The organism is Caballeronia sp. RCC_10 (assembly GCF_041360715.1).
In the GTDB taxonomy this organism is placed as follows: domain Bacteria; phylum Pseudomonadota; class Gammaproteobacteria; order Burkholderiales; family Burkholderiaceae; genus Caballeronia; species Caballeronia grimmiae.
On sequence record NZ_JBFUPT010000001.1, the window covers coordinates 814,796 to 828,193 of the forward strand.

12 protein-coding genes and 1 pseudogene are annotated in these 13,398 nt (G+C 63.7%); 4 read left to right on the plus strand and 9 right to left on the minus strand.

The genetic code is table 11. From position 1 onward, the window contains the following. Positions 1-113: 113 nt before the first annotated feature. The 3 genes from AB6804_RS03890 to AB6804_RS03900 all read right to left on the minus strand — a co-directional run bounded on the left by AB6804_RS03890 (position 114) and on the right by AB6804_RS03900 (position 3,103). Positions 114-1,331, minus strand: a complete 1,218-nt coding sequence (locus tag AB6804_RS03890) for a branched-chain amino acid ABC transporter substrate-binding protein (protein ID WP_370885287.1) — start codon at positions 1,329-1,331, stop codon at positions 114-116. A gap of 345 nt (positions 1,332-1,676) precedes the next feature. Beyond that, positions 1,677-2,645 (minus strand): 4-hydroxy-3-methylbut-2-enyl diphosphate reductase, encoded by a 969-nt coding sequence (gene ispH, locus AB6804_RS03895; protein WP_370885288.1) that lies wholly within the window; start codon positions 2,643-2,645, stop codon positions 1,677-1,679. A gap of 2 nt (positions 2,646-2,647) precedes the next feature. Beyond that, positions 2,648-3,103 carry a peptidylprolyl isomerase gene (locus AB6804_RS03900; protein ID WP_035968092.1) on the minus strand — a complete coding sequence of 152 codons (456 nt, stop codon included), beginning with the start codon at positions 3,101-3,103 and terminating at the stop codon, positions 2,648-2,650. Positions 3,104-3,307: 204 nt separating this feature from the next. On the opposite strand from AB6804_RS03900, the pseudogene radC reads away from it, so the two are divergent. From radC to nadB, 4 genes and pseudogenes are all read left to right on the plus strand, one after another. Further along, positions 3,308-4,044: pseudogene (radC, locus tag AB6804_RS03905) on the plus strand (DNA repair protein RadC). A gap of 233 nt (positions 4,045-4,277) precedes the next feature. Then, positions 4,278-4,511, plus strand: coding sequence for a 50S ribosomal protein L28 (gene rpmB, locus AB6804_RS03910; RefSeq protein WP_035968094.1), 234 nt, complete (start codon positions 4,278-4,280; stop codon positions 4,509-4,511). 11 nt (positions 4,512-4,522) lie between these two features. Further along, positions 4,523-4,690 carry a 50S ribosomal protein L33 gene (gene rpmG, locus AB6804_RS03915; RefSeq protein WP_014190626.1) on the plus strand — a complete coding sequence of 56 codons (168 nt, stop codon included), beginning with the start codon at positions 4,523-4,525 and terminating at the stop codon, positions 4,688-4,690. A gap of 189 nt (positions 4,691-4,879) precedes the next feature. Next, positions 4,880-6,478, plus strand: a complete 1,599-nt coding sequence (nadB, locus tag AB6804_RS03920; protein WP_370885289.1) for an L-aspartate oxidase — start codon at positions 4,880-4,882, stop codon at positions 6,476-6,478. Positions 6,479-6,484: 6 nt separating this feature from the next. Here nadB and nadC read toward each other — a convergent pair whose 3' ends face one another. The 6 genes from nadC to purN all read right to left on the minus strand — a co-directional run bounded on the left by nadC (position 6,485) and on the right by purN (position 13,384). Further along, positions 6,485-7,348 carry a carboxylating nicotinate-nucleotide diphosphorylase gene (gene nadC / locus AB6804_RS03925; RefSeq protein WP_370885290.1) on the minus strand — a complete coding sequence of 288 codons (864 nt, stop codon included), beginning with the start codon at positions 7,346-7,348 and terminating at the stop codon, positions 6,485-6,487. Further along, entirely contained in the window at positions 7,348-8,475 is a 1,128-nt protein-coding gene (gene nadA, locus AB6804_RS03930; protein WP_035968103.1) for a quinolinate synthase NadA, read from the minus strand. The genes nadC and nadA overlap by 1 nt, the downstream gene beginning before the upstream one ends. Positions 8,476-8,585: 110 nt before the next feature. Beyond that, entirely contained in the window at positions 8,586-9,785 is a 1,200-nt protein-coding gene (locus tag AB6804_RS03935) for an acyl-CoA desaturase (protein WP_035968105.1), read from the minus strand. 312 nt (positions 9,786-10,097) lie between these two features. Beyond that, entirely contained in the window at positions 10,098-11,420 is a 1,323-nt protein-coding gene (locus AB6804_RS03940) for a mechanosensitive ion channel family protein (protein ID WP_370885291.1), read from the minus strand. A 6-nt stretch (positions 11,421-11,426) separates the two neighbouring features. Continuing rightward, positions 11,427-12,737 carry an RsmB/NOP family class I SAM-dependent RNA methyltransferase gene (locus AB6804_RS03945; protein WP_370885292.1) on the minus strand — a complete coding sequence of 437 codons (1,311 nt, stop codon included), beginning with the start codon at positions 12,735-12,737 and terminating at the stop codon, positions 11,427-11,429. Continuing rightward, positions 12,734-13,384, minus strand: coding sequence for a phosphoribosylglycinamide formyltransferase (gene purN / locus AB6804_RS03950; RefSeq protein ID WP_370885293.1), 651 nt, complete (start codon positions 13,382-13,384; stop codon positions 12,734-12,736). The genes AB6804_RS03945 and purN overlap by 4 nt, the downstream gene beginning before the upstream one ends. Positions 13,385-13,398: the final 14 nt, after the last annotated feature.

Sequence of the window (13,398 nt, forward strand, 5' to 3'; positions counted from 1 at the left end):
GTAAGGGTTAATCGCCTGCCGTTCCGCCCGCCGCCGGATAGGTGCGGGCTTCCGGCAGACGGATACGAAACGGCGCTGTCGATAAGGCGCCGCAAGACTGCAAACGCCTGCTGCTACTGCTTGACGACGTCGAGCACTTCCTTCTTTTTGTCCTTGAAGTCGTAAAGCGTGATGGTGCCCGCCTTCAGATCGCCTTTATCGTCAAACGCGATATGCCCCGTCAGACCGTTGAAATCCGTCGTGGCCATCGCCGCGAGCACCTTGCCCGCTTCGATGGAATTGGCGCGCTTCATTGCATCGACGATCACGTACATCGCGTCATACGTGAACGGCGCGTAAATCTGCACCGGCGTGTGAAAACGTGCTTCGTACTTCTGCGCGAAGTCCGCCCCCTTGTCCATCTTCGAGAGCGCGGGCCCGGCTTCCGTGCAGACGACGTTTTGCACCGCATCGCCCGCCAGCTCCGGCAACTGCTGCGTGCAGACGCCGTCGCCCGCCAGAATCTTCGCCTTCACGCCGAGCGCCGCGGCTTCCTTCGCGAACGGGCCGCCCGTCACGTCCATGCCGCCGTACATCACCACGTCGGGCTGCACGCGCTTGATCTTCGTGATGATCGCCTTGAAATTGCGCGCCTTCTCGGTTGTCGACTCGCGCGCCGCAATCTTTATCCCGCCTGCCTGAACCGTCTTTGCGAACTCGTCTGCGAGGCCGCGGCCGTAGGCGCTGGCGTCATCGACGATCACGACTTTCTTCGCATGCAGCGTCTTCATCGCGTAGCCGGCCAGCACGGGGCCCTGCTGCGCGTCGGTGGCCACGACGCGGAACGTCGTCTTGTAGCCTTGCTTCGTGTACTGCGGGTTCGTCGTCGAGGGCGAGATCTGCGCGATGCCCGCATCGCTATAAATCTTCGACGCCGGAATCGACACGCCGGAATTCAAATGTCCGATCACGGCGACTACATGGTCATCGACGAGGCGCTGCGCGGCTTCCTCGCCGGTGCGCGGATCGGCGGCATCGTCCTGGCTGTCGAACTGGAGGCGGATGGCGCGGCCGTCGATCGTCAGACCCTGACTGCTGATTTCTTCCAGCGCGAGCCGCGCGCCGTTTTCATTGTCCTTGCCGAGATGCGCCTGAGTGCCGGTGAGCGGCGCGACATGACCAATCCTGACGACCGTCGCCTCGCTCGCGGGCGCCACGGCTGCCGCCGGCGCGACAGCGGCGCTGGCCGCCGACGCTGCTCCGCCCGCTCCGCCTTCGTCCTTCTTGCCGCATGCAGTTGCCATTGCAACCGCAGCCGCGATGGACACGGCGTGAGCAAACTTGAATCGCATCAAATAGGTCTCCTGCGGCTTTCAAATCGGTTACCAAAGCCCCTTGGGACTCAAGACGCGCGAATTGTAACGCCAAATATGAGACGAGCAATATTCTTGCGTGGCGGGGTTTTCCAGCATTGCAACCCGCATTTTCGGGCTATTTCGCAGCAATAGCGCAACCGGGTTGCGATCCGCGCTTGTGCAGCAGTTGCACCACTTCAGGAGTGGGCCTACAGCGAGCCTCAAAAACTTGAGTCGGATCGTGTTCCAGATTGGTGCATTCAGTCAGATGACGCCAGTCGCGGTACGAAGTTCAGGACGAAAAAAAAGCGCCCGGAGGCGCTTTTCGAGGAATTCGTCTAATTACTGCGGCAGGGACAAACCGCGCGGCAGCGGGAAAGAAATCGTTTCTTCGATGCCTTGGAGCGACCGCACGCTGCGCACGCCAAGCTCCCGCAGCCTTTCGATGACCGCCTGAGCCAGCACTTCCGGCGCGGATGCTCCCGCCGTCACGCCGATGCGCTTCTTCCCTTCCAGCCACGCCGGATCGATCTGCGCAGGCGAGTCCACCATATAGGCGGGAATACCGCTGCGCTCCGCCACTTCCCGCAGGCGGCTCGAATTCGAGCTGTTCGGGCTGCCGACGACGATCACCACATCGCACTGCGGCGCAAGAAACTTCACCGCGTCCTGCCGATTCTGCGTTGCGTAGCAGATGTCCTGCTTCTTCGGTTCCTTGACGCTCGGATACTTGCGCTTCAACGCATCGATGATGGCGGAGGCATCGTCGACGGAAAGCGTCGTCTGCGTGACATAAGCGATGCGGTTCGGATCGCGCAAGTCGAGCTTCTGCACGTCGTCGATATCTTCGACGAGATGCATGCCTTCGCCCGACTGCCCCATCGTGCCTTCGACTTCGGGATGGCCCTTGTGTCCGATCATCACGATATCGAAGCCTTCCTGGCGCATCTTCGCGACTTCCATGTGCACCTTGGTCACGAGCGGACACGTGGCGTCGAACACGCGCAGACCGCGCGCTTCGGCCTCGGCGCGCACTGCCTTCGATACCCCGTGCGCGCTGAAAATCAGCGTGCTGCCCTCGGGCACGTCCGTCAGTTCCTCGATGAAGATCGCGCCCTTCTTGCGCAAATCCGCGACGACATAGGCGTTATGGACGATTTCGTGCCGCACGTAGATCGGCGCGCCGAACAGCTTGATGGCCCGCTCGACGATCTCGATGGCGCGATCGACGCCCGCACAGAACCCGCGCGGCTGGGCGAGCAGGATTTCGAGGTCGGTCTCGATGTCGTTGAGGCTTTCGGTCAGGCTCATGGCTACAGAATTCCGATGATTTTCACTTCGAAGGCCAGCGCCTGGCCGGCGAGCGGGTGATTGAAGTCGAACAGCGCCGACGTCTCGCCCACTTCCTTGAGCACGCCGGCGTAGCGCCCGCCGTTGGGCGCGTTGAATTCGACGAGATCGCCCGGAGAAAAATCCTCGCCGATCATGCTGTTTTCGCGCAGCGTCGCAAGCGACACACGCTGCACCAGCTCCGGATTGCGCGGCCCGAACGCCTGCTCGGGCGTTAGCTGAAAGGTCGAATGGTGGCCGACCTTCAATCCCAGCAGAATTTCTTCGAGCGGCGGCGCGAGCTGGCCCGCGCCCAGGAGAAGCGTCGCGGGCTTTTCGGTGAAGGTATTCACGATGTCGGCACCATCGGCCAGTGCGAGCCGGTAATGAAGCGTGACGTGGGAACCGGGTTTCACCTCGGAGATATCGATGATGCTCATGAGTATTGGATGTGGCGGTTCAGTGAGAAGCGCGGCGTGCGCCGGGCGAGCGGCGGCTCTTCGGCACGAAGCTGCGAACCGCGGGGCGCATCGTCGGAACGAGCGCCAGAACCGCTATTGTAAGACAGAGTTGCGTAACGTCGTGACGGGCGCACGCGGCGTTCGTGCGGCGCACCTCGCAAGTTCGCTTGCACGGAGCGTGCGATGACAGCCGCCCTTCCGCTGCCCGCGCCCGTCGAAGCAATCGTGCAGGAGCGGTTGCGCTCACTGTCGATTCCCGAATGGGACGAGGCCGACCGGCCGCGCGAGCGTCTGCTCAAGGCCGGACCGGCCACGCTCTCCGATGCCGAACTGCTCGCGCTTTTCCTGCGGACGGGCGTGCCGGGCCTGACCGCCGTCGACGTGGCGCGCGCGCTGCTGCGACGATTTGGCTCACTGCGCGCAGTGCTGGATGCGTCCGCGTCCGATTTGCAGGGCGAGCGCGGCGTCGGCGAAGCGCGCGCCGCGACGCTGCTCGCCGTGTCCGAAATGTGCCGCCGGGCGCTGGCGGAGAAGGCGCGCGACCGCATGCTCCTCATTCTCCCGGCGCGGTGGAGGACTTCCTGCGCCTGAAAATCGGCACGCGGACGAACGAAGTGTTCATCTGCGTCTATCTGGACGCGCGTTATCAACTGCTGGATATCTGCGAGGAGGCGCAAGGGTCGCTGACGCGGGTGGCGGTTTATCCGCGCGAGATCGTCAAGCGCGCGCTTGCATTCAATGCGGCGGGGTTGATCGTCGCGCATAATCATCCGTCGGGCGGCGTCGAGCCGAGCGGCAGCGACCGCAAGCTCACGCGCACGCTGCAGGATGCGCTCGCACTCATCGACGTCAAGCTGCTCGATCATATGGTCGTCGCGTCCAATGACATTTTTTCGTTCGCGCGCGAGGGCTGGCTGTGACGCCCCACACACAGGCGCGCCCGGACCAGAAAATCTTGATAACGCACTGTTTTTCCTGCTAGAATCCTCGTTTGCTTTTTTCAACCCGCCTGTTCTGATCCACGCAGTCCTCATTGGCATAACCGTGCTGCCAAGTCCCCGATCGGCAAATTGGGCGATTAGAGGCATCGACGAAGGAATCCTCCTTCATTCGAGCGTTCGATTCAGACTCAACGTGTATTAGGAGTGTCACCATGGCACGCGTATGCCAAGTAACTGGGAAAGGCCCGATGTCGGGCAACAACGTTTCCCACGCAAACAACCGGACCAAGCGTCGTTTCCTGCCGAACCTGCAGAACCGCCGTTTCTTCGTTGAAAGCGAAAACCGCTGGGTGCGTCTGCGCGTCTCGAACGCCGGCCTGCGCCTGATCGACAAGAACGGTATTGACGCCGTGCTCGCAGACTTGCGCGCACGCGGTGAAATCTAAGGAGCACGCACATGGCCAAAGGCGCACGCGACAAGATCAAGCTGGAGTCGACCGCAGGCACGGGTCACTTCTACACGACGACCAAGAACAAGCGCAACATGCCGGAAAAGATGCTGATCAAGAAGTTCGATCCCGTCGCCCGCAAGCATGTTGACTACAAGGAAACCAAGATCAAGTAAATCTTGATCTCGAGTCCTTGACGAAGACACCGGAAAGCCCCGCCAATGCGGGGCTTTCTGCGTTTCGGCTCGATATTTCGCGTTTTCACACGCTTTTCACACGCCCGTGCGCGGGTTTTCGTTGTTCGCGCCGCGCGCCGCGCGTTATGCTTGCCGGCTAGGCAAGCACGGGAACGGAGACGCGGCAGCATGAATTTCGATGTAGCGATCGTAGGAAGCGGCCTCGCGGGACTGAGCGTCGCGCTGAACCTGGCCGAGACGCGGCGCGTCGCGATCGTCGCGAAACGGCCGGTGAGCGAGGGCGCAAGCGACTGGGCCCAGGGCGGCATCGCGGCGGTGCTGGATTCGGCCGACAGTATCGACAATCATGTCGCCGATACGCTCATCGCGGGCGGCGGCCTGTGCGACGAAGCCGCGACGCGCTTCATCGTCGAGAACGGGCGGGCGGCGATCGAATGGCTGATCAATGCGGGTGTCCCGTTCACCCGCGATAGCTCCGCCGAACTCGGGTTCCATCTGACGCGCGAAGGCGGTCACAGTCATCGCCGCATCATTCACGCCGCCGACGCGACGGGTCACGCCGTTGTCACGACGCTCAACGAGCGAGTGCGCAATCATCCGAACATCACCGTTCTCGAAGATCACTACGCGATCGACCTCATCACGTCCGACCGGCTCGGAATGCCCGGCCATCGTTGCCACGGTCTCTATGCGCTCGACCTGAAAAGCGGCCGGACCGTGACGATTCAGGCGCCGCATACGGTGCTGGCGACGGGCGGCGCGGGCAAGGTCTACCTCTACACGACCAATCCCGACACCGCCACCGGCGACGGCATCGCGATGGCGTGGCGCGCGGGCTGCCGTGTCGCGAACATGGAGTTCATCCAGTTCCATCCGACGTGCCTGTTCCATCCGTACGCGAAGTCGTTTCTCATCTCCGAAGCGGTGCGCGGCGAAGGCGGCATCCTGCGTCTGCCGGACGGCGCGCGCTTCATGCTCGAACACGACGAACGCGCCGAACTCGCGCCCCGCGATATCGTCGCGCGGGCAATCGACTTCGAGATCAAGAAGCGCGGGATCGACTGCGTGTATCTAGATATCAGCCACCAGCCGCGTGCGTTCCTCGAAGAACATTTCCCGACGATCCTCGCGCGCTGCCGTGAATTCGGCATCGATATCGCCAAGGAGCCGATTCCGGTCGTACCCGCCGCGCATTACACGTGCGGCGGCGTCGTCACCGATCTGGCCGGACGCACGGACCGGCCGGGGCTGTATGCGGTCGGTGAAACCGCCTGCACCGGCTTGCATGGCGCGAACCGGCTCGCGAGCAATTCGCTGCTCGAATGCATCGTGATCGGGCGCGCGGCGGCGAACGCCATCGAAGCCGACGGCTTTTCCTCCGGCTGCCACGCCGAGCTGCCCGACTGGGACGAGAGCCGCGTGTCGGATCCCGACGAGGAAGTCGTCGTCGCGCACAACTGGGACGAATTGCGGCGGCTGATGTGGAACTACGTCGGCATCGTGCGCACGGACAAGCGGCTCGCGCGCGCGCAGCACCGGATTGCGCTCCTGCGCGACGAGATCCACGAGTACTACGCGAACTTCAAAGTGAGCCGCGATCTGCTCGAACTGCGCAATCTGGTCGACGTGGCGTCGCTGATCGTCGAGAGCGCCTGCACGCGGCGTGAAAGCCGCGGCCTGCACTTCAGCCGCGACTGGCCCGGCACCTTGCCGAAGGCGCTGCCGACCGTGCTGATGCCGCCACCGAAGCGGCGGCGCGGCGTCTGACCGACGCTAGAGAATGCGCATCGAAAAGTCGGTGGCGCGCACGTCTTTCGTGAGCGCTCCGATCGAGATGCGGTCGACACCCGTTTCCGCGATCGCGCGCACGGTGTCGAAGTTCACGCCGCCCGACACTTCCAGCAACGCGCGGCCTGCCGTGATGCGCACGGCATCGCGCATGGCGTCGAGCGCGAAGTTATCGAGCAGAATGGATTCCGCGCGATGCGCCAGCGCCGTTTCGAGCTGCGCAAGCGTTTCGACTTCGATCTGAATCGGCACGCCGGCGTTCAGGGCGAGCGCCGCATCCATTGCCTCGCCGACGCCGCCCGCCGCCGCGATGTGATTTTCCTTGATGAGAATGCCGTCATACAGCGCGAGCCGCTGATTTGCTCCGCCGCCGACGCGCACGGCGTATTTCTGAGCGAGCCGCAAGCCCGGCAGCGTCTTGCGCGTATCGAGGATGCGTGCGCGCGTGCCTTCGATCGCATCGACATAACGGCGCGTCGCGCTCGCCACGCCCGAAAGCAGCTGCAGAAAGTTGAGGCCATTGCGCTCGGCGGTCAAGAGCGCACGCGCCGGACCGTGCAGAAGGACGACGGGCGTATCGGCCGCCATGCGCTGCCCTTCCTTGTAATGCCATTCCATCTCGATCGACGGATCGACCCGCCGCATCACTTCGATGAACCACGGCACGCCGCACAGCACCGCGTCTTCTCGCACGAGGATGCGCGCCGTGCGCCGCGCGTCGGCGGGCACGAGACGGCCGGTGACGTCGCCGCTGCCGATGTCTTCCGCGAGCGCGTCGGCGACATTGCGCGAAAGCGCCGCGTCGAATGCTTCGCCGTACTGGGCCCGGACTTCTTCGAATATCGACATCACGCGGCTCCGACGTTCGTGAACAGCGCGGCGTCCTTCGCCAGATCGCCGCTCGTCTGCACGCGCTTCTTGTGGCGTGCGGCGAAATCGAGCATCCGGTCGATCGGCACGCGCGCCCGTTCGCCGATGGCCGCATCGACGTGAATCTCGTTGTGGCCGCGTTCGAGCACGTCGGCAAGATTGGCGAGGCCGTTCATCGCCATCCACGGACAATGCGCGCAGCTCTTGCACGTCGCGCTGTTGCCGGCCGTGGGGGCCTCGATAAACGTCTTGCCGGGCGCGGCGAGCCGCATCTTGTGCAGGATGCCCAGGTCCGTCGCGACGATGAAGCGTTTTGCATCGAGCCGTACGGCCGCGTCGATCAGTTGCGTGGTCGAGCCGACGACATCCGCCAGCCGCACGACCGCTTCCGGCGATTCCGGATGCACGAGAATCTTCGCGTCCGGATACTCGGCGCGCAGCAAATCCAGTTCGACGCCCTTGAACTCGTCATGCACGAGGCACGAGCCCTGCCACAGCAGCATGTCCGCGCCGGTCTTCTTCTGAATGTAGCCGCCGAGATGCCGGTCCGGCGCCCAAAGAATCTTCTCCCCGCGCGCGTGCAAATCCGCGACGATTTCCAGCCCGATCGACGACGTCACCATCCAGTCGGCCCGCGCCTTCACCGCCGCGCTCGTGTTCGCGTAGACGACGACGGTGCGGTCCGGGTGGGCATCGCAGAAAGCGGAGAATTCATCGGCGGGGCAGCCGAGATCGAGCGAGCAAGTCGCGTCGAGGTCGGGCATCAGCACACGCTTGGCGGGGCTCAGAATCTTGGCCGTCTCGCCCATGAAGCGCACGCCCGCGACGACCAGCGTCTTCGCGGCATGGTCGCGGCCGAAGCGCGCCATTTCGAGCGAATCGGCGACGCAGCCGCCAGTTTCGTCGGCGAGCTCCTGAAGCTCGGCATCGACGTAATAGTGCGCCACCAGCACCGCCTCTTCGCGCTTCAGAAGCGCACGGATGCGCTCCTTCAAAGCCCGTTTCTCTTCCGGCGACGGCGCGTTCGGCACTCTCGCCCACGCCTCGCCCACTCCGCACGTCAGGCCTTGCGGCCGGTCGTACTCGACGCTCCTGATCGCTTCCATGTCCCCTGTCCCGCCCTTCGAGCAAAAAACAGCGCGAAATCCGCCGCACAAAAACAAAGACCCCGCCAGAGCGGGGTCTTGTGACGTCTTTAAATCTTAGCGGATATTGCTCACAAAGCGTAGCGACGCAGACGCAGCGCGAAATCCTGCAGCGCCTTGATGCCGCTCTGTTCCGCGCGGTGGCACCAGTCCTGCAACTGAGCCAGCAGTTGCTCGCGCGAGGCGTTGGAGCGGTCCCACATCGCCGCCAGGTCCTTGCGCAGTTCGATGTACGTGCGCAGCTTCTGATTGTCCGAGAACAGTTCCGGCAGTTGCTGGCGCTGCGGTTCGTTCAGGCCGTCTTCTTCCTTGTGGAACCACTTCCGCGCGCCGCGCATCAGCTGGTACTTCTCGCGTGCGCCGGCTTCCTTCAGCTTCGCCAGTTCCTGCGCGTAGGCGTGCTTGAGGGCCTTGCCGTAACGCGCCATCACTTCGTAGCGGTTCGCCAGCACGGCCTGCAGCGTGTCGTGATCCACCACTGCCTTGCTTTCCGACAGACGCGGCGTGGGCGCAAGCTTCTTCACCTTGGCGAGGCCGATCGCCGACAGAATGCGGATGTACATCCAGCCGATATCGAACTCGTACCACTTGCTCGACAGCTTCGCCGACGTCGCGTACGTGTGGTGGTTGTTATGCAGCTCTTCGCCGCCGATCAGGATGCCGAGCGGGAAAATGTTCGTGCTCGCGTCGGCCGAATTGAAGTTGCGATAGCCCCAGAAGTGCGCGAGACCGTTGACGACGCCCGCCGCCCAGAACGGAATCCAGATCATCTGCACGGCCCACACCGACAGCCCGACGATGCCGAACAGCGCGACGTCGATGACCATCATGATGCTGATGCCGAGAATCGGATAGCGCGTGTACACGTTGCGCTCCAGCCAGTCGTTCGGCGTGCCGTGACTAAAGCGGCGCAGCGTTTCTTCGTTTTTCGCTTCCGCGCGATACAGTTCCGCGCCTTCGAGCAGCACCTTCCAGATGCCGCGCGTCTGCGGGCTGTGCGGATCTTCTTCGGTCTCGCACTTCGCGTGGTGTTTACGGTGGATCGCCGCCCATTGGCCGGTCAGCATGCCCGTGGTCATCCACAGCCAGAACCGGAAAAAATGGCTTGCGACGGGATGCAGGTCCAGCGCGCGGTGCGCCTGGCAGCGATGCAAATAGATGGTGACGCCGGCGATGGTGACGTGCGTCATCGCGAGCGTGAACAGCAGAATCTGCCACCAAGAAAAGTCGAGCAATCCGTTGGCGAGAAATTCGAGGGAAGAATTCAGCAAGGCAGTTTACCTGTGTAGCTGTGAAATTCGGGAAAAATGGCCGGTTGAAACCGTTTCGAAGTGAATCCGAAACGCGAGGCGGCCGGCTTGTCGGGCACGTGAAAGGTGTGCGCGCGAGTTCGATCGCATTCTACTGCAGTCGTTCCAAGTCTTTGTCGTAAAGGTGAATTTTTTTGAATCCACGGCAAACGAGAAAAATCTCACGCCCACCTTCTCCGTTCGATTCCTTACGAAACCGGAAGGAATGACGCCCATGCATCGATCAGAGGGCGCTTCGCGGCGCTTGCGCGCCGTCAAGTTGCCGCGTATCGGTCATTCCGACCGATCGCCCGCCGCGCCTTGGACGATTCTGACTTCTCGCTGCGCATACGGAATCGAAATTCCGTTCTCCGAGAATAACCGCCAAACGCGCCGGTTGACTTGCGACTTAACGCCGCCGGTCCCTTTGGCTGCATCCTCGATCCAGAAACTCAGCTCCAGATTGATGCCGTCCGCGCCGAAGCTCGCGAGCAGCGCAGCGGGCGCCGGGTCCTGCAGCACGCGCTCGACGCCCTCCGTTGCTTCGACGAGCAGTTGCATCGCGCGTTCCACGTCGCACTGATAACTCACCTGCACGGCGATCTTCGCGTTCCCCCGCGTCAGATACGACGAGTGATTCTGTACGACATCGGTGATGAGCTTTTCGTTCGGAATCAATGTTTCGATGCCGTCCAGCCCGCGCACGACCGTGTACCGCGTGCGAATCTGCGTGACGGTGCCCTGCGAGCCGCTCACGCTGATCATGTCGCCGAGCCGCAACGACCGGTCGAGCAGAATGATGAATCCCGACACGTAATTGCTCGCGATCTTCTGCAAGCCGAAGCCGAGGCCCACGCCGAGCGCGCCGCCGAACACGCCCAGCACCGTCACGTCGATGCCGACGATCGACAGGCTCACGAGAACCGCCGCGAGAATCATCAGCGCCCGTGCGACGCGCGCCAGCACTACCTTGAGATTCGCATCGAGAGAGCGGGCGCGCATCAGGCGCTCGTCGATGAGCGCGCCGGCCCACATCGCCCCGATAAGCGTCACGCAGACCCACAGCACGCCCGAGGCGAGCGAGAGCAACGTCATGTGCGCGTTGGCGAAATTGAAGCGCACGCTCGCCATCCAGCGCACCACGTCGTCCTGAATGCCCATCACCGTGAGCAGCATGGCGAGCCAGACGAGCACCGTGACAAGCTTTTCGAACACGAAGAGCAACGCGTGCGCTTCGTGCCCGCTCTCGCCGCCGCTCGTTCGGAACACACGGCGCACGGCATAGAACATCATGTAGATGACGGTGATGCCGCACAGCGGCACCAGCGCGAGCCGCAACAGCGCCGTGTGGATGAACGGCGCCAGCGTCAGTTGCGCGATGGCCACGAAGACCATCCCGAGAAGCGGAAAGAGCGCCTTGTTGAGGCTTTCCGCGCCGAATCGCACCGCTTCGAAGCGCGACTGGCGGCGCGCGTCGAGCTTCTTGCGCAACACACGCGCGCACCACCACGCGATCACGAGCAAACCAAGCAGCGCCCCGACCTGCCAGAGCGCTTCCGGCTCGCCGAAATCGCGGAACAGGCGCTCGGACAGATGCGTCAGGAAGCGGCTCTGCATCGGCGCTTAAGCGCTTGGTTCCCCGACGTCGTCGCTCGTCGGCTTCTGCGCCTTCGCTTCGGGCACGCGCTCGAGCACGGCGGCGAAAAAGCCGTCCGTGCCGTGCTTGTGCGGCCACAGTGACAGATAATCGCCGGTGTCCAGATCGATGCGCTGCTCGGCGAGCACGTCGCGAGCGGGCACGACGCGGAAATTCGGATGCGTCGCAAGAAACTGCGCGACGACGCCTTCGTTTTCCGCTTCGAGCATGCTGCAGGTCGCATAGACGAGACGGCCGCCGGTCTTCACGAGGCGCGCGGCGCTCGTCAGAATCGACAACTGCTTCGGCGTCAGCTCGGCGACCGTGGCCGGCGACTGGCGCCACTTGAGGTCGGGATTGCGGCGCAGCGTACCGAGGCCGGAGCACGGCGCATCGACGAGCACGCGATCGATCTTGCCCGCGAGACGCTTGATCTTCGCGTCGTGCTCGCTGTCGATCAGCACCGGGTTCACGTTCGACAAGCCGCTGCGCGCAAGGCGCGGCTTCAGCTTCGCGAGCCGGCGGTCGGATACGTCGAACGCATACAGCCGCCCCGTGGAGCGCATCATCGCGCCGAGCGCCAGCGTCTTGCCGCCGGCGCCCGCGCAGAAATCGACGATCATCTCGCCGCGGCGCGGCGCCACTAGCGAGCAGAGCAACTGGCTGCCCTCGTCCTGCACTTCGATCCAGCCTTCCTGGAACGGCTGCAGCCGCGTGAGCGCCGGCTTGCCGTCCACGCGGATGCCGAACGGCGCGAACGGCATTTCGCCCGCGTCGATGCCCGCTTCGACGAGCGCCTTGATCGCGGCTTCACGCGTCGCCTTGATCGGGTTCGCGCGCAGATCGAGCGGTGCGGGATAGTTCAGCGCGGCGGCGAGTTGCGCGAGTTCTTCCGGCTCGAAGCGCTTCGCCATGGCGTCGTAAATCCACTGCGGCAAATTCGTGCGCACGCGCACCGGCAGGCTCGCCGGATCGATCTTCGATACCTGCGACAACCACTGGTACTCGTCAGCCGACACGTGCGGCTTCAGCGCGCTGAGACCGGCGGTCTGCATCAGCCCGAGCAGCGCAAGACGCCGCGCCTGGTTGCCGGCGCCGCTTTCCGCGAGATGCGAGAACTCCATTTTCCGGCGCAGCACCGCGAACACCGCCTCCGCGATCACGCCACGCTCGCCGTGACCCAGCTTCGGATGCGCGCGGAAAAAGCGGCTCGTCGCGGCATCGGCGGGACCGGCGAAGCGCAGCACGTCCGCCAGCAGCGTTTCAGTTTGACCAATCAGAAATCCATGCAGCCTCATACGCCCTCCCCGGCAATGTCGGCAAAGAGCCATTGCGGCTCAGACGGCGTGAGGGCGACACGTTCGCCCTCGATAGCAAGACGCCCTTCGATGAACCAGCGCACCGCGCGCGGGTAAATGATGTGTTCGACCGTGAGCACGCGTGCGGCGAGCGCGGCGGCATCGTCGCCGGCGATGACCGGCACCGCGGCCTGCGCGACGATCGGTCCGTGATCGAGCGTCGGCGTCACGAAATGGACGCTCGCGCCATGCACGCGCACGCCGGCGTCGAGCGCCTGCTGATGCGTGCGCAGACCCGGAAAACACGGCAGCAGCGACGGATGGACATTGAGCATGCGCCCGGCGTAGCGTTCGACGAAGGCATCGGTGAGCACGCGCATGAAGCCCGCCAGCACGACGAGATCCGGCTCGAAGCGGTCGATCTCGCGGGCGAGCGCGGCATCGAATGCGGCGCGGTCATCGAACTCGCGATGATCGACCACCGCCGTGTCGATGCCGTTCGCGGCTGCGAAGCCGAGTCCGGCGGCATCGGGCCGGTTGGAAATGACCGCCGCCACGCGAGCCGGCCAGCCTTCCCGCGCACACGCGCGCACGACGGCCTCCATGTTGCTCCCGCGTCCGGAAATCAGAATAACGATTTTTTTCATCCGCCGATTTTATC